This is a genomic window from Arthrobacter sp. TmtSoilC77 (assembly GCF_059739415.1).
In genome coordinates this window covers 853,803-871,643 of sequence record NZ_AP046050.1, presented here as the reverse complement: position 1 = coordinate 871,643, position 17,841 = coordinate 853,803, and the positions used below count along the sequence as shown (strand labels likewise).

16 protein-coding genes and 1 riboswitch are annotated in these 17,841 nt (G+C 60.6%); of the genes, 11 read left to right on the top strand and 5 right to left on the bottom strand.

Annotated features, from left to right (window positions below):
- Positions 1-9: 9 nt before the first annotated feature.
- A complete protein-coding gene (locus AC6I99_RS04185; protein ID WP_224094377.1) occupies positions 10-798 on the bottom strand; it encodes a sulfite exporter TauE/SafE family protein in 789 nt (262 codons plus the stop codon).
- A gap of 79 nt (positions 799-877) precedes the next feature.
- Here AC6I99_RS04185 and AC6I99_RS04180 point away from each other — a divergent pair, with 79 nt between their 5' ends.
- Positions 878-1,537 carry a GntR family transcriptional regulator gene (locus AC6I99_RS04180; protein WP_224166451.1) on the top strand — a complete coding sequence of 220 codons (660 nt, stop codon included), beginning with the start codon at positions 878-880 and terminating at the stop codon, positions 1,535-1,537.
- Positions 1,538-1,571: 34 nt separating this feature from the next.
- Here AC6I99_RS04180 and AC6I99_RS04175 read toward each other — a convergent pair whose 3' ends face one another.
- Entirely contained in the window at positions 1,572-2,096 is a 525-nt protein-coding gene (locus AC6I99_RS04175) for a SixA phosphatase family protein (RefSeq protein WP_497960440.1), read from the bottom strand.
- A gap of 224 nt (positions 2,097-2,320) precedes the next feature.
- On the bottom strand, positions 2,321-3,187 hold the full coding sequence (locus AC6I99_RS04170; RefSeq protein WP_224166449.1) for a winged helix-turn-helix domain-containing protein: 867 nt from the start codon (positions 3,185-3,187) through the stop codon (positions 2,321-2,323).
- Between the two features lie 666 nt (positions 3,188-3,853).
- On the opposite strand from AC6I99_RS04170, the gene AC6I99_RS04165 reads away from it, so the two are divergent.
- The 3 genes from AC6I99_RS04165 (at position 3,854) to AC6I99_RS04155 (ending at position 7,201) form a co-directional block, all read left to right on the top strand.
- Positions 3,854-4,594, top strand: a complete 741-nt coding sequence (locus AC6I99_RS04165; protein ID WP_309931777.1) for a response regulator transcription factor — start codon at positions 3,854-3,856, stop codon at positions 4,592-4,594.
- Positions 4,595-4,597: 3 nt separating this feature from the next.
- Positions 4,598-6,091: a sensor histidine kinase gene (locus tag AC6I99_RS04160; RefSeq protein WP_497960437.1), complete on the top strand. Its 1,494-nt coding sequence runs from the start codon at positions 4,598-4,600 to the stop codon at positions 6,089-6,091.
- A 134-nt stretch (positions 6,092-6,225) separates the two neighbouring features.
- Positions 6,226-6,383: riboswitch (cyclic di-AMP (ydaO/yuaA leader) on the top strand.
- Positions 6,384-6,388: 5 nt separating this feature from the next.
- Entirely contained in the window at positions 6,389-7,201 is an 813-nt protein-coding gene (locus tag AC6I99_RS04155; RefSeq protein ID WP_497960435.1) for an aggregation-promoting factor C-terminal-like domain-containing protein, read from the top strand.
- A 39-nt stretch (positions 7,202-7,240) separates the two neighbouring features.
- On the opposite strand, the gene AC6I99_RS04150 is transcribed toward AC6I99_RS04155, so the two are convergent.
- Together AC6I99_RS04150 and AC6I99_RS04145 are read right to left on the bottom strand one after the other, a co-directional pair.
- Positions 7,241-7,918 (bottom strand): alpha-amylase family glycosyl hydrolase, encoded by a 678-nt coding sequence (locus AC6I99_RS04150; protein ID WP_497960433.1) that lies wholly within the window; start codon positions 7,916-7,918, stop codon positions 7,241-7,243.
- A 5-nt stretch (positions 7,919-7,923) separates the two neighbouring features.
- Positions 7,924-9,240, bottom strand: coding sequence for an alpha-glucosidase (locus AC6I99_RS04145; RefSeq protein ID WP_497960431.1), 1,317 nt, complete (start codon positions 9,238-9,240; stop codon positions 7,924-7,926).
- Positions 9,241-9,365: 125 nt separating this feature from the next.
- On the opposite strand from AC6I99_RS04145, the gene AC6I99_RS04140 reads away from it, so the two are divergent.
- From AC6I99_RS04140 to AC6I99_RS04110, 7 genes are all read left to right on the top strand, one after another.
- Positions 9,366-10,385: a LacI family DNA-binding transcriptional regulator gene (locus AC6I99_RS04140; protein ID WP_497960428.1), complete on the top strand. Its 1,020-nt coding sequence runs from the start codon at positions 9,366-9,368 to the stop codon at positions 10,383-10,385.
- Between the two features lie 168 nt (positions 10,386-10,553).
- On the top strand, positions 10,554-11,855 hold the full coding sequence (locus tag AC6I99_RS04135; protein ID WP_497960425.1) for an extracellular solute-binding protein: 1,302 nt from the start codon (positions 10,554-10,556) through the stop codon (positions 11,853-11,855).
- A gap of 66 nt (positions 11,856-11,921) precedes the next feature.
- Positions 11,922-12,824, top strand: a complete 903-nt coding sequence (locus tag AC6I99_RS04130) for a carbohydrate ABC transporter permease (protein WP_497961920.1) — start codon at positions 11,922-11,924, stop codon at positions 12,822-12,824.
- Positions 12,825-12,996: 172 nt separating this feature from the next.
- Positions 12,997-13,752, top strand: a complete 756-nt coding sequence (locus AC6I99_RS04125) for a carbohydrate ABC transporter permease (RefSeq protein WP_497961918.1) — start codon at positions 12,997-12,999, stop codon at positions 13,750-13,752.
- Positions 13,753-13,757: 5 nt separating this feature from the next.
- A complete protein-coding gene (locus tag AC6I99_RS04120; protein ID WP_497960421.1) occupies positions 13,758-14,840 on the top strand; it encodes a glycoside hydrolase family 130 protein in 1,083 nt (360 codons plus the stop codon).
- A 68-nt stretch (positions 14,841-14,908) separates the two neighbouring features.
- A complete protein-coding gene (locus AC6I99_RS04115) occupies positions 14,909-16,990 on the top strand; it encodes a hypothetical protein (protein WP_497960418.1) in 2,082 nt (693 codons plus the stop codon).
- Between the two features lie 89 nt (positions 16,991-17,079).
- The gene (locus tag AC6I99_RS04110; RefSeq protein WP_497960415.1) at positions 17,080-17,838 is read left to right on the top strand and encodes a MerR family transcriptional regulator; all 759 of its coding nucleotides are present in this window, start codon (positions 17,080-17,082) and stop codon (positions 17,836-17,838) included.
- Positions 17,839-17,841 lie beyond the last annotated feature (3 nt).

Sequence of the window (17,841 nt, the reverse complement as noted above, 5' to 3'; positions counted from 1 at the left end):
AGTAGCAAGCTAGTGCGTTGAGGAAGCATGATCCATCCAAAGAACGACGAAAATGACAAGGCCAAAAATGACTACGCAACGCCGCAGCAGGACATCCGGAATGCGTCGGCCCAGAACGGCACCGATCCATCCTCCGAGCAGTCCAGCGGCGGCCATCACAAATGCCGCGGGCCACGCGACAGTCGCGAAGATACCGAAGAAGACAAGGGAGACAGCGCTCGCGACGGCGGACAGCACACTCTTGAGTGCGTTGAGCCGGGGAAGCCGCTCATCGAGGGTAATGCCCAAAACACCGAGCATCATGATGCCCAGCCCGGCGTTGAAGTAGCCACCATAGGTAGCCACACCCAACTGACCGAGACTGCTGGCATGCAGTCGTTCAGCTCTCACGCTTGAATTCTGAACCCCACCCACGCGTGCGACTGCCCATTTGGTCAAGACGGGCTGCGCTGCCAGCAGCAGGGTCGATGCAAGCACCAGCCACGGAACCACAGCAACAAATGTTGATTCCGGTCCCACCAGCAGGAGCGCTGATCCCACTGTGGCACCAACCACGGTGGTGGTTCCCAGGATCGCGACCCTGCGGGCCTGTCCTTTGAGTTCCCTGCGATAGCCCCAAACGCCACCCACATAACCCGGGAAGGCTGCCACCGTGTTGATGACGTTGGCCGCGACGGGCGGGTAGCCCAGCGCGAGCAGGGTTGGAAAGGTCACCAGCGACCCGCCACCTGCAACCGCGTTTATTGCGCCGGCAGCTGTGCCGGCCAAAGCCATAAGGGCTACAGACCCAATGTCCATGACCACCTCCCACACTCAGCGTACGCATTGCATGCAATGAATGCAATAGCTGTTTTCGCATGCCTTGTATACTTAGGTCATGAGTTCAGACGCGGCAGGAACAGGATCAGCACGCTCAACCTACGACGTCTTGTGGGCCAGATTTCTCGACGGCACCTACACCGCCGGGGACCGCCTTCCGGAGGCATCGATAGCAGAGGAATTGGGAGTCAGCCGCACACCCGTAAGGGAAGCGCTGAGCCGCATGCTTGCCGAAGGCCTGCTCACGCCCGCAGCCCGCGGCGTAGTAGTTGCAGGTTTGGACCACGACGCCAAACGCCGCCTGTTTGATCTGCGACGCAATCTTGAAGGATTCGCAGCCGAACTGACAGCCGCGCGGGCCCGCGATGGACAGATCGCTCCTGCCTGGTTCGCGCGGCTGAACGACGCAGCAACGGGGTTCGCGAAAGCCATTGAAAGCGGTGACGTACGGGAGTCAACGCGAATCAACAGGCAGTTCCACGACCTGATCGTCGAAGCCAGTGGTAACGAATTCCTAGCCGATGCGCATCGCCGGGCCATAGCCAGGCTTGCGGTTTCCACAGCAGCGAATCTCGGCAAGGATGACTGGGCGCACAAGGCCGCCGAACAACACGTAGAAATTGCCCGGGCAATTGCGGACGGAGACGTAGCGTCTGCCCGCTCACTTTCGGAAGCCCACATAAGTGACGCCCAAAAGGTGGCGGATCTGGCGGCCTAAGGACGCCGGGGGATCACACAGCCTGGCGGGAAAGTCAGCGCCGCGGCACCTTGAAGTGCGTCAGACGAGCGTCCTGCCCATCCAGCTCCGCCCAAGGCTTCTCAGTCTCCATCACGGTCAAAGCACTGGTTGGGAACCGTGTGGCGGCATCCATGTAGGCATCATGGTCCGAGTCGCGCGAAGCAAGACGCATGGCCAGGTCCTGGACACCGGGCATGTGCGAGATCACCATCAAGGTGGTGACAGTGTCCGGGACATGGTTGATCACGGTCAACATCCGGTTTGCCGAGGCGGCGTACAAGCCGTCCTCGAGCTTAGGCGTCGGGGCTTTGTCCCCCAACTCATCGCACACCCACGTGCAGGTTTGGCGGGTCCTCAGCGCAGACGAGCACAGAATGAAGTCTGGAACTACCCCATGCTTGAGCAACCATCGCCCAGCCAGCGGAGCTTCACGGTGTCCGCGTTCCTCGAGGGGACGTTCATGGTCCGGGACCCCCATGGGCCAATCCGCCTTGGCGTGGCGCATGATCACAAGGCGCCTGATGTGATGGTCACTCATTCCACAACCTTAGCGCCGCGAAGGCACATGCTCACTGGCCCCGAAAGCTCGAAAGCGTCCCACCGAAGAGAGGGCGCTGCAGCGCAGCGGGGGCGCTGCAGCGCAGCGCGGCATCCCGAAAGCGCCGTTGTTGCGTGAGGTACGAGCGCAGGCGCCGAGGGATCGTCCCGCAAAAGCGAAAGCGCCCGCCCTTTACAGGACAGGCGCTTTCGCGGAAGCAATAGCTAGATCGAGTATTCCGGAGCGGCCCAGACGATGACCTCAGGGTGCTCGTAGAAGCGGTAGCCCTGGCCACGCACGGTGCGTACGGTGTTGGCGAGGCGGCCCAGCTTGGAGCGGAGGCGGCGGATGTGGACGTCGATGGTGCGCTCGTTGGGCACTTCTTCGGCGTTGCGCCACAGGCCCTCAAGCAGTTCGTCGCGGCCAACCGTGCGGGTGCCGTTTTCGACGAGGTAGTTGAGGAGCTCAAATTCCTTGAACGTCAGGTTCAGCGACTCACCGTCGAGGTGGACTTCGCGGCGGGCGAGGTCGATCAACACGCCGGAGGGGCGGGCTTCCTGCTGCGGTGCCGGGCGTGAAGCCTCGGTGCGCTGGCGGGCGGCGACCGTGGGGTCACCGAAAGTGGAACGTACGACGTCGAGCGCGGAGCCGGGTGCCCCGGCGGGTGCAACGGCGACTGCAGCGTAGCTCTCAGCGCCGGTGACCAGGGACTGGGCGTAGGCCCGGATTTCCTGGGCGAGCTTGGCAATGGAGGTGCCGGCCGCTGCTGCAGTTTCTTCGTCAATGCCCATGTAGAGCACGAAGCCGCGGGCCACGTTGTCGTTGGCAACGGGACGGAGGCGGTCAGACTGCGCAATGACGGGAGTAGGCGCCGTCATGGGTGCTGGCTCATTGGTGGGAACTGCCCGCAACTGGCCGTAGGAGTTGGGGTTGTAGCCCTGGGGCACGTAGCCGGGAGCCTGCTGGCCGTTGCCCTGGGTGGCGGGGGCGTAGCCGGGGCGGTTGCCGAAGCCGGGGCGGAGGCCTGCGTTGGAAGCGGCCTTGTTGGCGTTTCGGACGGAGATGTGGACGTAACCGGATGCAACTGACATGGAGTGATTACCTCAAAAGTGAATAGCCGTCATCGCGGCTTCGAATGCTGGTTGTCCCCGCAATGAGTTTGGGGAAGGGCGCCCAACGCTGGGCTAGGGGGCGAATGCCTGAAACTTCTTCGGGGTGGAAAGTTAGGCTTGCATTCGACAACAGCGGGTCTCGTCGCCAGCGGGTGTGCTGGACCAGATTGCTGCGGCTGCAGGTGCTGTTGAGTTCTTGTTCACATTGGAAGTGTGCAACGTAACAATGGCAACACGCAAGTAACAAAGCGTGAAACCGTCCACATTTTGAGACAAGAGGGTCTATTGTGCCGCAGATCACAATTCTTCCCCCACCGAAAATGAACGTCATTTCATTCGGTCTCGGCGAGAAATATTCGGCTTATCGTGAATTTTCTTCGGCAGATAGTGCATGATGACCTCCCTGATTCCCATGAGGGGCAAAAGGACGGAATCTCAAGATCTGAAACACTTGCTGTCCAATCGCAACCTGCTCCAAGCTCGAATTTTTCCCTCAAAATCTGCTACAAGCCGTAGAAGGCGAGTATTCACTGCAGCACTCCCGCAACGCCTGCCATTGAACTCCCACGTGGCTAGTGTTGACCTCACAGCATCCTCACAGGACCGGCAAAGCTTCGACAAACCAGCAGAATGGAGAGTTGTCACATGGCATCCCCGCACTCCATGACGAACAACCTTCCCCAGCTTTCCCACCCGGACGGCTCCCCCATCCGAGCCTTGGTGGTGGACGACGAACCGAGTCTCGCCGAGCTCATGAGCATGGGCCTCCGCATGGCAGGCTGGTCCGTAGCGGTGGCAGCCGACGGACCGGAAGCTGTGAAGCTTGCCAAGGACTTCCGCCCCGACGTGCTGGTGCTGGACGTGATGCTTCCAGGATTCGACGGCGTCGAGGTCCTCAACCGGATCCGCGCCTTCGCGCCGGAAGTGCCCGCACTGTTCCTCACGGCCAAGGACGCTGTCCAGGACCGCATCGTTGGCCTGGCCGCCGGCGGGGACGACTACGTCACCAAGCCCTTCAGCATGGAGGAGGTTCTCCTGCGCCTGCACCGTCTCGTACAACGCTCGGGCGTTGCGGCCATGGATACAGCGGAACTGGTGGTGGGTGATCTCACCCTCAACGTGGACACACGGGAGGTTTCGCGCGCCGGCGAGGACATCCAGCTCACGGCAACGCAGTTTGAGCTTCTTCGTTATCTCATGGAGAACCCCAAGCGGGTGGTCAGCAAGGCACAGATCCTTGACCGCGTCTGGGACTATGACTTCGGCGGGCAGGCCAACATCGTGGAACTGTACATTTCCTACCTGCGCAAGAAAATCGAAGCCAACCACCCGCCAATGATCCACACCATCCGTGGCGCTGGCTACGTCATCAAGCCTGCGGACTGAATCTTGTCCACCTCTTCCGGAGTAGCCCGTAAGACCCAGCGGAACTGGCTCAATCCCTCCACCTGGCATCTGCGCACGCGGTTGGTCCTGGTGGCGATGGCATTGCTGGTGGCGATTTGCGGTGCAGTTGGAGTGGTTAGTTACGCCTCCATGGACATGTACTTCAACAAACAGCTCGACAAGCAGTTGGAGCAGGCGTCAGGCCGCGCGAATGACTTCGGCAGACCGCCGTCGAACTTTCCCTCCAGCGGTCGGCCGGATCCCCTTGAGGCCCGTGGCCAAGGCGCCGGGACACTTAACGCGAGGATCGATGGTTCCACGGTCATCAACTCGGGCTTCCTCAACGCAAACGGTCGCCGCGTCGCACTCTCGGCAGAAGACAAGCAGATCCTGCTCTCGCTCCCCCGCGACAACCGGCCCGTAGACCGTTCATTGTCCAACGGCGACTATCGGCTGGTGGCAGTTGAGACCAATTACGGCGATGTGATTGCGACAGGCCTGCCGTTGGCTGACAAGCAAAATGCCGAGGCCTCGCTGGTATGGACCATGGTGTTTGTTTCACTTGGCGGCCTGGTGCTGATCGGCCTCGCCGGCACCGTGATCATCCGCCGGACCATGCGGCCACTGGAGCAACTCTCGGAGGTTGCAACGAAAGTATCGCGCCTTCCCCTCGACGCCGGTGAGGTGGCACTCGCGGTGCGCGTACCGCCGTCGGCCGCTCATCCTGGAACTGAAGTGGGCAGCGTGGGCCACGCTTTGAACCAAATGCTCAACAACGTTTCCAGGGCCCTGGAAGCCCGTCAGGAGAGCGAAACCAAGGTCCGGCAGTTCGTTGCCGATGCCTCCCACGAACTTCGGACACCGCTGACCGCCATCCGTGGATACACCGAGCTGCTTCGTATGACGGAGAACTTCACGGAGGACGGCAGGAAGTCGCTGGCGCGGGTCCAGAGCCAGTCGGAACGGATGACCACGCTTGTGGAGGACCTGTTGTTGTTGGCGCGTCTGGACGAAGGCCAGCCGTTGAAGGTCACGGATGTGGACCTGACGCAGCTGGTGATCGAGACAGTCAGCGACGAAAAGGTGATGGCACCGGACCACATCTGGAAGCTCCAACTCCCTGACGAGCCCATTACGGTGCGCGGGGACGCAACCCAGCTGCATCAGGTGCTGGCCAATCTGCTGTCCAACGCCCGCAAGCACACCGATCCCGGTACCACGGTGGTCACAGGCGTCATGCTTTCCGCCGACGGTAGCGCGGTGGTCACGGTCACGGACAACGGGCCTGGTATTCCGGCTGCTTTCCAGGGGCGTATCTTCTCGCGTTTTGCCCGGGCTGACGCGGCGAGATCGGGGTCGGAAGGGACCTCAGGATTGGGCTTGTCAATCGTCGAATCCATCGTCCAGGCGCATGGCGGCAGTGTGGAAGTAACGTCCCAGCCGGGACGCACGGAGTTCACTCTCCGACTCCCCGCAGCTTTGAACGAACGCATATAACGAATCGGGCAACATGACTCGCCGTGAGCGTGATCTCTGTTACCCAAATGTGACTTAAGCCGAAACCTCCTGTACCTTCGAAAGGGTGGGTCGCCCCTAACTGGCCCACACCCGGGATGCGCCGAGCTCTGCCACTTCCCGGAGTTCCGTTCTCATTCGAGGCAGAGACGGGGGACCCAGAGTCTCCGGGCACAGTACTTTCCTTGCCCTTGGGGTGAAGCCGCAGCTACGCGCGCGGCCGGATGACCTCATCCGAACCCGACAGCTAACTCCGCAGGCGCTGAGAGGTAATCACACATGTCTGAATTCAACGATCAGACGCGCCCTTCCGCGCGTCACCGTGACGAACACAACGCTCCCCTGACGAAGTCGCAAAGCGTTCTGAAGAACGCTGCACGCCGCGGCAAGACCGGGCAACGAATGTCTGTTGTTGCAGGAGTCGTTGCCGCAGCATTGGGCGTCGCATCGCTTGGCCAGGCCGCAAACGCCGCATTCAATCTCCCCGAAACGAGCCGGGCGTCCGAGACGCAGGCTACCGCCCAGGCCAGCAACAAAACAGCTGAAATCTCGGCGTCCCTGGATGCTGCTGCCAAGAAGGGCGCTGCAGACAGGGCCGCTGCAGACCAGGCAGCTGCCGCACAAGCCGCTGCCGAAAAGGCTGCGGCCGAGAAAGCTGCCGCCGACCAGGCAGCTGCCGCACAGGCCGCCGCCGAAAAGGCTGCCGCTGATGCAGCCGCCAAGCAGGCTGCCGATGCCGCCGCTGCTGCAGCCGCAGCCGCAGCCGCCACTCCCAAGGCCGTGGACGATCCCGCCGCTGCCAAGGCATACGCCGCCAGCATCCTCGCCAACTACGGCTGGGGTCCGGGCGAAATGACTGCCCTGAACACACTGTGGGAGAAGGAATCCAACTGGCGGACCACCGCGACCAACACCTCCAGTGGTGCCTACGGAATCGTGCAGTCATTGCCCGCTTCGAAGATGGCAACCGCAGGCGATGACTGGCTGACCAACTACCAGACCCAGATCAAGTGGGGCCTGAACTACATCAAGGAACGCTACGGTTCCCCCTCGGCGGCCCTTGCCTTCCACTTGGCCAACAACTGGTACTAAGCCAACTCGATAAGCAGGCTTGAGCCCACCCCAGCGGGCTCAAACCATGCAGGGCCCGATTGCCGCCCCGCTTTCCGCCGTTCGCAGCAGTGATCTACTGATGCGCCCGGGCGGGAGGCGGGGCGGTTTTCGCCGCACCAAGGCCGAAGCCTGGTTCTTTGACGCCGGAGCCGGGTGATCACAGAGCGAGCGTTCTGGTCCACACATCAGCGACCTCCCGTCATTCTGGTCGACCCCCGGTTCAAGGACGGATGGCTGATTCGAGATGGCAGCCACAGGAGGCTGCCAGCGACGGAACACTTTCAATTCCCAAGGGCGCATCATCAGCGATGCTTCAGTGGCATAGTTGCCAAGCACCTGGTCCGCAGAAGCCCAGGAAGCGTCATCGATGTCCGCTTCTACTTCGCGATCTGAGAAGTTGCCGAGGACAAGCATCTCCACTCCGTCCAGGGAACGCACAAAAGCATAGACATTCCGGTCGAAGGGCAAGAGCATCCTGAAGTCGCCGTGCGAGATCACAATATCGGAGTGGCGCAACCCGATTAGTTGCCTGTAGAACGTGAATACAGATTCCGGATCATCGATTTGTGCCTCGGCGTTGATGGAACTGGAATTGGGATTCACCCCTATCCATGGCGTGCCATTGGAGAAACCAGCCCCGGGAGTCGAATCCCAGTGAAACGGTGTGCGGGCATTGTCGCGGTTAAGAGGACGCACCGCCTTCAGGATTTCTGCCTCAGATTGTCCACCGTGCCCGCTAGCTTCCCGGTGACTTCAATGTCCCTGTGCTCGCTGATCGCGTCAAAAACCATATTGGTCATACCCAGTTCCTCACCCTGGTAAACGTAGGGAGTGCCCCGGTGGAGGTGCAGGACCCCTGCGAGCATCTTGGCCGACTGGACGCGGTATTCGCTGTCGTCACCAAAGCGGGACACGGCGCGAGCTGAGTCATGGTTACCCCAAAAAAGGCTGTTCCAGCCTCGCTCCGCCATCCCCTCCTGCCAACGCCCCAAGCAGGCCTTCAGCTCTTCAAGCCGCAACTCCCCGGGCAGCCATTTGTTGCCGCGCGACATGTCCAACATCATGTGGTCGAACTGGAAAATCATGTTCAACCCTGGGCCACCGTGCTCCGTGAACCTCACCGCGTCTTCCACAGGCACTCCCGGCATCTCACCAACCGTGAGTATTTGGTCGTTACGGTGTTCAAAGACATTCCTATGGAACTCCTGCAGAAATTCATGCAGCCTCGGTCCGTTGACATAGTAGGGTCTTCCGTCCGCGTAGGGCTTGTTCGGTTCAGTTACTCCATCAGGCAAGGTGGGCACCTTGGAAATGAAATTGATGACGTCCATTCTGAACCCGTCCACGCCGCGGTCGAGCCACCAATTCATCATTTGATGAATCGCCGCACGAACTTCCGGATTTTCCCAATTGAGGTCAGGCTGTTTTCGCGAAAAAACATGTAGATAATACTGATCCGTGGATTCATCAAATTCCCAGGCCGACCCGGAAAATGCTGAGCCCCAGTTGTTGGGTTCCGCACCCGGATGCGCTGGTGGCGCAGCCTCGGATGACCGCCACCAATACCAGTCGCGTTTGGGGTTGTCCCTGCTGGAACGGGATTCCACGAACCAAGGATGTTCGTCCGATGTGTGGTTGACCACCAGGTCCATGATGAGCTTCATACCGCGGTCATGCAGGCCATTAATCAGTGCGTCGAGATCCCGAAGGGAGCCGAAAAGGGGATCGATGTCCTGGTAGTTACTGATGTCATAGCCGTTGTCATCCTGCGGGGACACATAGACGGGACATAGCCAGAGGACGTCAACACCTAGCATGTGAAGATAATCAAGTTTCCCGATGATGCCTTGCAAGTCGCCTACGCCATCCCCGTTCGAATCACAAAAACTTCGCACGTAGATCTGATAAACCACCGCCTTCTTATACCAGTCTTGGTCGGAAGGAGAGGTTTCCATGGCCTGGTCATGCCCGATGGGTGACGCCTGCTTCTCTGACATCGGTGTGGATTCTGAGAACATTGAAATACCCTAAGCCAAAATCTCGGATTACCGAGAGCCTTGACTTACTTCAACTGAACCGGTTTACTTACAAACAACTGAACCGGTCAAGTGACGCCGGTCACCTAATGAAGAATCGAGACGCAATGGCCGTAACCATCAACGATGTCGCGAGTGCAGCCGGTGTCAGCAAGGGCGCTGTCTCCTACGCGTTGAACGGCCAACCGGGCGTCAGTGAAGGCACCCGGGCACGGATTCTCCAAGTTGCCAGGGAGCTGGGATGGAAGCCCAGCATCCGGGCCAAAGGGTTGTCCTCGTCCAAGGCCTATGCGTTGGGCCTTGTGGTTGCCCGCGATGCGAAACTACTAGGCACAGACCCGTTCTTCCCTGCCTTTATCGCAGGGATTGAAACCTCGTTGGTAGAGCATCAATACACCCTGGTGCTGTCCATCGCTTCCGGACCAGAAACAGAGGAGCAAAGCTACCGAAAGCTCGCCGAGGATGGCCGCGTTGACGGTGTCATCCTGACTGACATGCGAAACGACGATTCCCGCTTGGCTCTGCTGGATGAGCTGGGCCTACCCGCCGTTACCCTCAATCGCCCGGAATACAACTCTCCTTTTCCCGCAGTCTGCATGGACGATACCGATGGCATCAGCTCCGCAGTGCAACACCTGATCTCGCTGGGCCATACCCGCGTTGCCCACGTGGGCGGGCCACAGAACTATATTCACAGCCGCAGCCGCCGCGGGGCGTGGTCAAAGACGCTGGAAAAAGCAGGCCTCAAGGACGACCTCTTCATTGAAGCGGACTTTACTGCGGCCAGCGGCGCAGCTGCCACCGATTCCCTCCTCAGCCGCCAAGACCGGCCTACCGCCATTGTTTATGCCAACGACCTCATGGCCATCGCCGGACAATCATTGGCCCAAACGCGGGGATTCACCGTTCCGGCGGACTTATCCATCACTGGCTACGACAACACCGAAATCACCCAATACCTAAATCCCCCACTAACCACGATTGCGGCCGATCCGCTGTTGTGGGGACAAGCTGCGGCGGAGTTGCTGCTCAAGTATCTCAATGGAACCCCGGCCGAGGACATCCTGCTGCCCGCCCCACGGTTACTGGTCCGTGGATCCACGGGTCCCGTCAGGTCCGCGGCCTAGGCCACCCGAGCAGTCTCCCGTCGCCGCAAGGCAACACAGCGGTCTCGCCCTCTTGCTGGGAACGTCCGGGCAGCGGGCTCATCAATGCCGGCACCTGATGTGGCATGCTTCCCGCCTTGCGGGGACCGGGCAACAAACGCACCAACCATTTTCAATCTAGGAGTTGCAATGAAGCACGGAAAAACCTCGATGCGAATAGTGTCTTTGGCAGCCTTGGCGGTGCTGGGAGCCACAATGGCCGGCTGCGGAGGCGGTGCAACAAGCACCAGCGCCGATGCTGCCGCCTCAGCCAAGGGCCCCATTAAGATCTGGTACTCCAACAACGAGTTCGAGGTGAAATGGGGCAAGGCAATGGTGGAGTCGTGGAACGCGAGCCACCCGGACGAAAAGATCGACGCCCAGGAGATCCCTGCCGGCAAATCTTCCGAGGAAGTCATCGGAGCAGCCATCACAGCAGGCAACGCCCCGTGTTTGGTCTTTAACACGGCACCCGTGGCCGTGCCGCAGTTCCAGAAGCAAGGCGGCCTGGTCGCCTTGGACAAATTCCCGGATGGCGCCCAGTACATCAAGGACCGAACTGGCGATCTCGCGGACCAGTACAAGTCTGCCGATGGCAAGACGTATCAGATGCCATGGAAGTCCAACCCCGTAGTCCTCTTCTACAACAAGGACCTCTTCCAGAAAGCCGGACTCGATCCGGAAAACCCCAAGCTGGCAACACAGGAAGAGTTCCTGGACACGGCGCGCACGCTGGTCAAATCCGGAGCGGCGGCCAACGCTGTGTGGCCATCCCCCGCGAGCGACTTTTTCCAGTCCTGGTTCGATTTCTACCCTTTCTACGCTGCAGCCTCCGGGGGAGCTCCCTTGGTGAAGGACGGCAAAGCTACGTTCGACAATGAGATCGGGAAACAAGTAGCCGGGATGTTCGAGACCCTGTACAAGGAAAAGCTGGCTTCCAGCGAGGTTTACCAGGGCGACTCCTTCGGCGAGGGCAAGGCGGCCATCTCCCTGGCCGGACCGTGGGCCATCAATTACTACCAGGGCAAGGTCAATTGGGGAACGGCCCCTGTTCCCGGGTCCAAGGCCCAGGACGACGGTTACACCTTCTCCGACGCCAAGAACGTGGGAATGTACTCTGCCTGCAAGAACCAGGGCACAGCTTGGGAAGTTTTGAAGTTCGCCACGAGCCAGGATCAGGACGGCAAGCTGCTGAGCGATACCGGGCAGATGCCGATGCGCAAGGACCTGACCACGGTCTACCCGGACTACTTCGCCAAGAACCCTGCCTATGAGCAGTTTGCCGAGCAGGCGGCCCGGACCGTTGAGGTTCCGAATGTAGCCAACTCCGTAGAGATCTGGTCCACCTTCCGCACCGCCTATGCCAAGTCCGTCATCTTCGGCAATGAGAGCATTGACGCCTCATTCAAGGGCGCGGCAGAGAAGATCAACCAACTGGCAGCCCAGAAGTAGCTGGTGGTTCCCATGCCACTTCGCTCTTCAGAAAGCACATCCGTGACAGGGAAGGCCGATGGGCGCATGGGGGCCCGGCGGCTGCGGCGCAGGAGTATCCTGGGTCGACAGCCGCTGGGGTTGCTGTTCAGCGCACCCTACGTGATTTTCGTCCTTGCCGTACTGGCCTACCCCTTGGGGTACGCGGTCTATATTTCCTTCCACGATTTCTTCTTCACCGCCCCCGGCGTGCCAGTGGATCGTCCGTTTGTGGGCTTGGAAAACTACGTCACGGTGTTGTCAGATCCAGCCGTCCAGCGATCATTCGCCAACATTGGCGTGTTCATGGCCATCAACGTTCCCCTGACCGTGGGGTTGTCGCTGGTCCTGGCCAACGCTTTGAACCGGGTCACCCGGCTCAAGACTTTTTTCCGCGTCAGCTACTACGTCCCCTATGTCACGGCGAGCGTTGCCGTTGTTGGCGTCTGGCTGTTCCTGTTCCAGCAAAACGGCTTGGTGAACTCCTTGCTTGGGCCGCTCGCTCCGCAGCCGTCCTGGCTGGTCAACTCCTGGCTCGCCATGCCCACTGTTGCCCTGTACGTGACATGGAAGCAACTGGGATTCTTCATTCTGCTCTACCTTGCTGCGCTGCAGAACATCCCCGACGAGCTCTACGAATCCGCGTCCGTTGACGGTGCGAACAAGTGGAGCCAGTTCTGGAACGTGACGGTCCCTGGCGTACGTTCCGCCAGCGTGCTGGTCACGCTCCTGGCCACCATTACCGGTGCCAATCTGTTCACCGAGCCGTATCTGCTCACAGGCGGCGGTGGTCCTGACGGCGCTTCCACATCTCCGGTCTTCCTGATGTACCAAAAGGGCATCCTCCAGGGGAATCCCGATGTGGCTGCTGCTTTGGGAGTAGTGCTGGTGATCGGCGTGCTGCTGATTGCCTTGATTCAGAAACGCCTTGTGGGCGGGAAGGAGGCCTGACGTGTCTGTGGTCAGCTCCAGCAACCGAACAAACGACGACGACAGCCAGAGGCTTGGACCTTCACCTTCAGTAGCGGGGCGCTCCGCGCTGGAAAAGCGCAAGGGCCTCGGGGCCGGCAACTTTATCCTGCTGGCTATCGGAGCGTTCATCTTCCTCTTTCCCTTCTACTACATGCTCATCGGCTCGCTGCAAAGTTCGCCGGACACCTCCGTGGGGGGAGCATTCCCAAATCCGGCCAACCTCACCGGAGAGAACTACAACAGCATCAACGGGTCCATCGATCTCCTCCGGGGCCTGGTCAACTCAGGGATTTTCACCGGCGGCGTCATATTCTTCACCGTGGTGTTCGGGCTGTTGGTGGGCTACGCGCTGGCGCAGTTGCAGTTCCGTGGCCGTGGCGTGGTGTTCGGCATGATGCTCCTGGTCCAAATGATCCCGTTCCAGCTGTTGCTCATCCCGCTGTACGTCATGATTGTGCGCGACTACGGGCTCGCAGACAGCTACCTCGGGATGATCCTGCCCTTCGCCATCAATTCCACGGCAGTCTTTGTGTTCCGCCAATACTTCATGCAGCTGCCATCAACTCTGTTCGAGGCCGCAAGGATCGATGGCGCATCCGAACTCCGGATCCTGTGGCAGATTGCCATTCCGTTGGTCCGGCCTGCGATCGTCACGGCCATCCTCCTGACGTTCATCGGCCCATGGAACGAATTCCTGTGGCCGTTCCTGGTGACCAAGGACCAGTCCATCCAGCCGTTGGCCGTTTCACTGGCCAACTACATCTCCAACGTGGCAGCGACGGCTTCAAACCCGTTCGGCGCCATCCTTGCCGGCGCCTGTGTCCTCGCTGCACCCGCTATCGCACTTTTCATTTTCTTCCAGCGCCAGTTCATTTCCAGCAACATCGGTTCAAGCGTAAAGGGCTAATCTCTATGACTTCCTCACCAACAGCACTCCCGACCGTCCCGTTCACCCTCACCCGGGCGGGTGTCATCATGACCCCTGAGGAGGGGAATGAGTTTGAAGCCGAAGGGGTTCTCAATCCGGCCAGCGGCCGCGGTCCTGACGGCGAGCTTTACCTCCTGCCCCGCCTCGTTGCCAAGGGCAATGTCTCCCGTGTGGGTCTTGCAAAAGTGGTCATTGGCGCAGACGGCGTACCTTCCGGCGTCGAACGCCAAGGCGTTGTACTGGCTCCCGACGAAGGGTGGGAACGCGGCCTGAACAATGCAGGCACGGAGGACCCGCGCACCACCTGGGTGCCAGCGTTGGGCAAGCACCTGATGACGTATGTTGCCTACGGGCCGTTGGGGCCGCGCCTGGCTTTCGCCCACTCCGAGGATCTGCGGAGCTGGGAACGCTTGGGACCGTGTTTCTTTGAGTACAAAGCCGAGCTGTCCATGGACCTGAACCTGTTTCCCAACAAGGACGCTGTGTTCTTCCCGGAGCCGGTCAACGACCCCGACGGCGTGCCTTCCTTTGCCATGCTTCACCGGCCGATGTGGGACCTTGGCTGGATCCGCGAAGGCGAGGGCGAGCACCTTCCGGCCGGAATCACGGACAACCGACCCGGCATCTGGATCTCCTATGTGGCCGTGGAAGATGTCCAGAAGGACATGCGGAACCTGGTCCACATGGGCAAACACAAACTTGTGGCATTAAGCGAGTATCCGTTCGAGGAGCTCAAGATTGGCGGCGGACCCGCTCCGATCCGTGTGGAGGAAGGATGGCTTGTCATCCACCACGGAGTAGCAGGGAAAATCGCTGCCTCCGCCTTCGAACAACAGCAGAACGTCAACTACACGGCTGCTGCCATGATCCTGGACGCCGATGATCCCTCACGCGTCATCGCCCGCAGCGACAAACCGCTCCTTGCCCCCGAAACCGAAGATGAGATCTCGGGCATCGTGCCCAACGTCGTCTTCCCTACCGCCATCGAAAAAATCGGCGATCAACTCTTCGTCTTCTACGGCATGGCTGATTCGAAGATCGGCGTGGCCAAGCTCGACCACGTATGACAACAGGCAGGTGGCCGAAGCGTCCAGCCTTGGCCACCTGCGTTCCATCCCACACCACCAGGAGAAGCATGACCTGCACAGCTGTTCGTTCGAAGCCGTTTTCCAAGCCCGCGGCTGTCGCTGCAGCTCTGTCATTGCTCATGGTGGGAGCGGGCACCGGACCCGCTGCGGCAGACCCCCTGGCCGTGGCAACGCCCACGGCCCCGATATCCACGCCACTCACGAATCTGGCGCATCTCGATTTCCTGCTGGATACGGTCCCGCTGAAACCCGTGGAAGGGCACACCACGTACGGCCTGGACACCCAACCGACGGCACAGGCCCCGTGGACGTATGCAGACAGGAACGCGGATGGCAGTTATCGGCGCGTCGGTGGCGGTTCGATCGACCCCGCCACGGGGCACTGGACCCAAGGCGCTTACAACGCGGACGACATTGCCCGCACCGCCGTCGTCTACTTGCGGCACTGGCAGCAGACCGGAGACACCGCCAGCCGCGAACACGCATTCCAAACTCTGCGCTCTTTGACGTACCTGCAGACCGCCACCGGCCCCAATGCGGGCAACGTGGTGCTGTGGCAGCAGACAGACGGCACACTGACGCCCAGTGCCTCGCCCGTTGAATTGCCCGACCCGTCCGATTCGGCTGAATCCTACTGGCTCGCCCGAACCGTGTGGGCCCTCGGCGAAGGATATGCGGCCTTCGAATCGGCCGATCCGGACTTCGCGGACTTCCTGCAGGGTCGTCTGCACCTGGCACTTGAGTCCTTGAACAAGCAATCCTTGGGCAAGTACGGCAACTACGATACGGCTGACGGCACCAAGGTCCCGGCGTGGCTGATTGCTGGGGGAGCCGATGCGTCGGCAGAAGCCGTTCTTGGACTCTCGGCCTACTCGCAGGCCGAGCCCGAGGACAGCGTGGCCAGAACGGCCCTGACCCGTTTCAGCGAAGGCATCGCTGAGATGTCCTCCGGTTCCGTGGATCGTTGGCCGTTCGGCGCCATCATGCCGTGGGACAAGTCCCAAACACTCTGGCACGCTTGGGGTGGAATGGCACCAGCCGCCGTAGCGACTGCCTCAACGGTGCTCCACCGCGAGGACCTTTTGGCTGCCGCAGTCAAGGATTCGGCCCAGTTCACGCCGCAGTTGTTGGCGGCGGGCGGACCTGATAACGCTTGGAGCCCAACGCCGGGCGAGGCCCAGATTGCCTACGGGGTGGATTCCCGCGTCCAAAGCCTGGTAGCAACAGCCAAGGCGGGCAACGCTCCCGGTCTCCTGGACGTTGCAGCCGTGACCGCCGGCTGGTTCTTTGGAGCCAACCGCAGCAACTCCCCTGCCTACAATCCAGCGACGGGCACCGCCGTCGACGGCATCGAACGTGACGGACGCGTCAACCCGAATTCAGGTGCCGAATCCACTATCCATGCGCTGCTCACCATGCTGACCCTCGACGCTAATCCAGCGTTGAAGGCAGAGGCTTTGGGCATCAACAAAACCGTCAGGACTCACGGACTCAGCATCGTCGAGGCCGAATCGGGGAGCATCGAGGGCCCCGGCTCAGTGGTCAAGCCCGCATCTGCATGGACAGGGGAAGCCAACTATTCCGGAGGTGCCTACGTGGCTCTTGAACCCGGAGCGTCTTTGAGCATCCAAGTGCCGGCGGACGATCAAGAACGGAACGTTTACCCGATCGTCAACCAAAGCACTACCCCGTCCGGGACCACCATCTGGACGGCTGACAAGGTCCAACTTGGCGCGACGGCCAACGGTGGCGTTGGGGCCCAGGGCATCACCGGGACTGCAGGCAAGTTGTCCCCGCTCACCCTCGAACAGAGCCTCCCGGCGCGAGCCGGCAAAGTCGTGGCCAAGACCAACGGCGCCACATCGATTGACGCACTCCTCGTCCAGCCACTGATCTCCACGGTTTCGGTGACAGGACCGGGCGGTGACTCCACGTTGTATGTCAGCGCTGCCCGGGAGGCCATCACTCGGAAAGTGGAGTTGCCTCAAGGCTTCACCCTCAAACAGCAGGCCTATGATGCTTCTGGGAAGCCCCTCGGTACTCCTGTCAACTCCACGGGGCAAGACCACTCCGGCCGGGTTGTGGTTGCGCCGGGCGGGTTCACTGTGGTGCAACTCGTCAAGAAATAAGGAACAAACCGACGTTCCAAGCCATCCAACACCGAATATCTTCACACCCACTTGCACCTGACGTTGCGTCAGGACTTAGCGTTGTGCCCATGACGGGAACAACAGGATCCGGGCCGTGGAGCATCGGTGAGCTGGCCACAGCATGTGGTGTCAGCGTGCGGACGCTCCACCACTACGACGAGATCGGGCTGCTGTCCGCAAGCCAAAGGACATCGTCCGGTCATCGCAAGTATTCGGAGGGCGACCTACGCCGGCTATACCGGATCAGATCGCTTCAGATGCTGGGGCTTCCGCTCGCGGCCATCGGCAAGGCGCTGCAAGCTCCCGAGGATGATCTGGAGTCCCTTCGGGGCCTCCTCCAACAGCAGCTGGTCCATGTGCAGGAGCACGCCCGGCAACTCCAAGCGCTCCAAAACCGTTTGGGCGAGCTGTTGTCACGCATGGACGGACACGCCATGCCCACCCCTGAACAATTCATGTCAACGTTGGAGATGATTACCGTGCTCGAAAACAACTTCACAGCCGAACAACGCCAGCAACTCGCGGACAAGCGGGAAGAACTCGGCCCAGAAAAAGTCGAAGCTGCCAAGAAGCAGTGGGCTGCCCTCGTGGAAGAAGGACTGGCGCACGTCCAAGCCGAGAGGCCCGTCACGGACCCCTCGGTCCAGGAATGGGTGCGCTCATGGGACGGCATCGGTTCCATGTTCCACTCCAGTGAGGACACCAAAGCCGCAGCACGTGCAACCTGGCAGGAAAACAGCCAGGCCATCAGCGCGGGACTGCCGTGGACCGCTGAGCAGTTGGGCGGGCTGATGGCATACCTGGAAAAGGCACGCTCGGCCTTGTAACAG

What these genes read in the sequence shown, in the direction of transcription:
- AC6I99_RS04155 (WP_497960435.1), top strand. Translation starts at nt 6,389, where the DNA reads ATGTCTGAATTCAACGATCAGACGCGCCCTTCCGCGCGTCACCGTGAC.
- AC6I99_RS04145 (WP_497960431.1), bottom strand. Translation starts at nt 9,240, where the DNA reads ATGTTCTCAGAATCCACACCGATGTCAGAGAAGCAGGCGTCACCCATC.
- AC6I99_RS04140 (WP_497960428.1), top strand. Translation starts at nt 9,366, where the DNA reads ATGGCCGTAACCATCAACGATGTCGCGAGTGCAGCCGGTGTCAGCAAG.
- AC6I99_RS04175 (WP_497960440.1), bottom strand. Translation starts at nt 2,096, where the DNA reads ATGAGTGACCATCACATCAGGCGCCTTGTGATCATGCGCCACGCCAAG.
- AC6I99_RS04170 (WP_224166449.1), bottom strand. Translation starts at nt 3,187, where the DNA reads ATGTCAGTTGCATCCGGTTACGTCCACATCTCCGTCCGAAACGCCAAC.
- AC6I99_RS04115 (WP_497960418.1), top strand. Translation starts at nt 14,909, where the DNA reads ATGACCTGCACAGCTGTTCGTTCGAAGCCGTTTTCCAAGCCCGCGGCT.
- AC6I99_RS04120 (WP_497960421.1), top strand. Translation starts at nt 13,758, where the DNA reads ATGACTTCCTCACCAACAGCACTCCCGACCGTCCCGTTCACCCTCACC.
- AC6I99_RS04125 (WP_497961918.1), top strand. Translation starts at nt 12,997, where the DNA reads ATGCTCATCGGCTCGCTGCAAAGTTCGCCGGACACCTCCGTGGGGGGA.
- AC6I99_RS04130 (WP_497961920.1), top strand. Translation starts at nt 11,922, where the DNA reads ATGGGGGCCCGGCGGCTGCGGCGCAGGAGTATCCTGGGTCGACAGCCG.
- AC6I99_RS04135 (WP_497960425.1), top strand. Translation starts at nt 10,554, where the DNA reads ATGAAGCACGGAAAAACCTCGATGCGAATAGTGTCTTTGGCAGCCTTG.
- AC6I99_RS04165 (WP_309931777.1), top strand. Translation starts at nt 3,854, where the DNA reads ATGGCATCCCCGCACTCCATGACGAACAACCTTCCCCAGCTTTCCCAC.
- AC6I99_RS04185 (WP_224094377.1), bottom strand. Translation starts at nt 798, where the DNA reads ATGGACATTGGGTCTGTAGCCCTTATGGCTTTGGCCGGCACAGCTGCC.
- AC6I99_RS04180 (WP_224166451.1), top strand. Translation starts at nt 878, where the DNA reads ATGAGTTCAGACGCGGCAGGAACAGGATCAGCACGCTCAACCTACGAC.
- AC6I99_RS04110 (WP_497960415.1), top strand. Translation starts at nt 17,080, where the DNA reads ATGACGGGAACAACAGGATCCGGGCCGTGGAGCATCGGTGAGCTGGCC.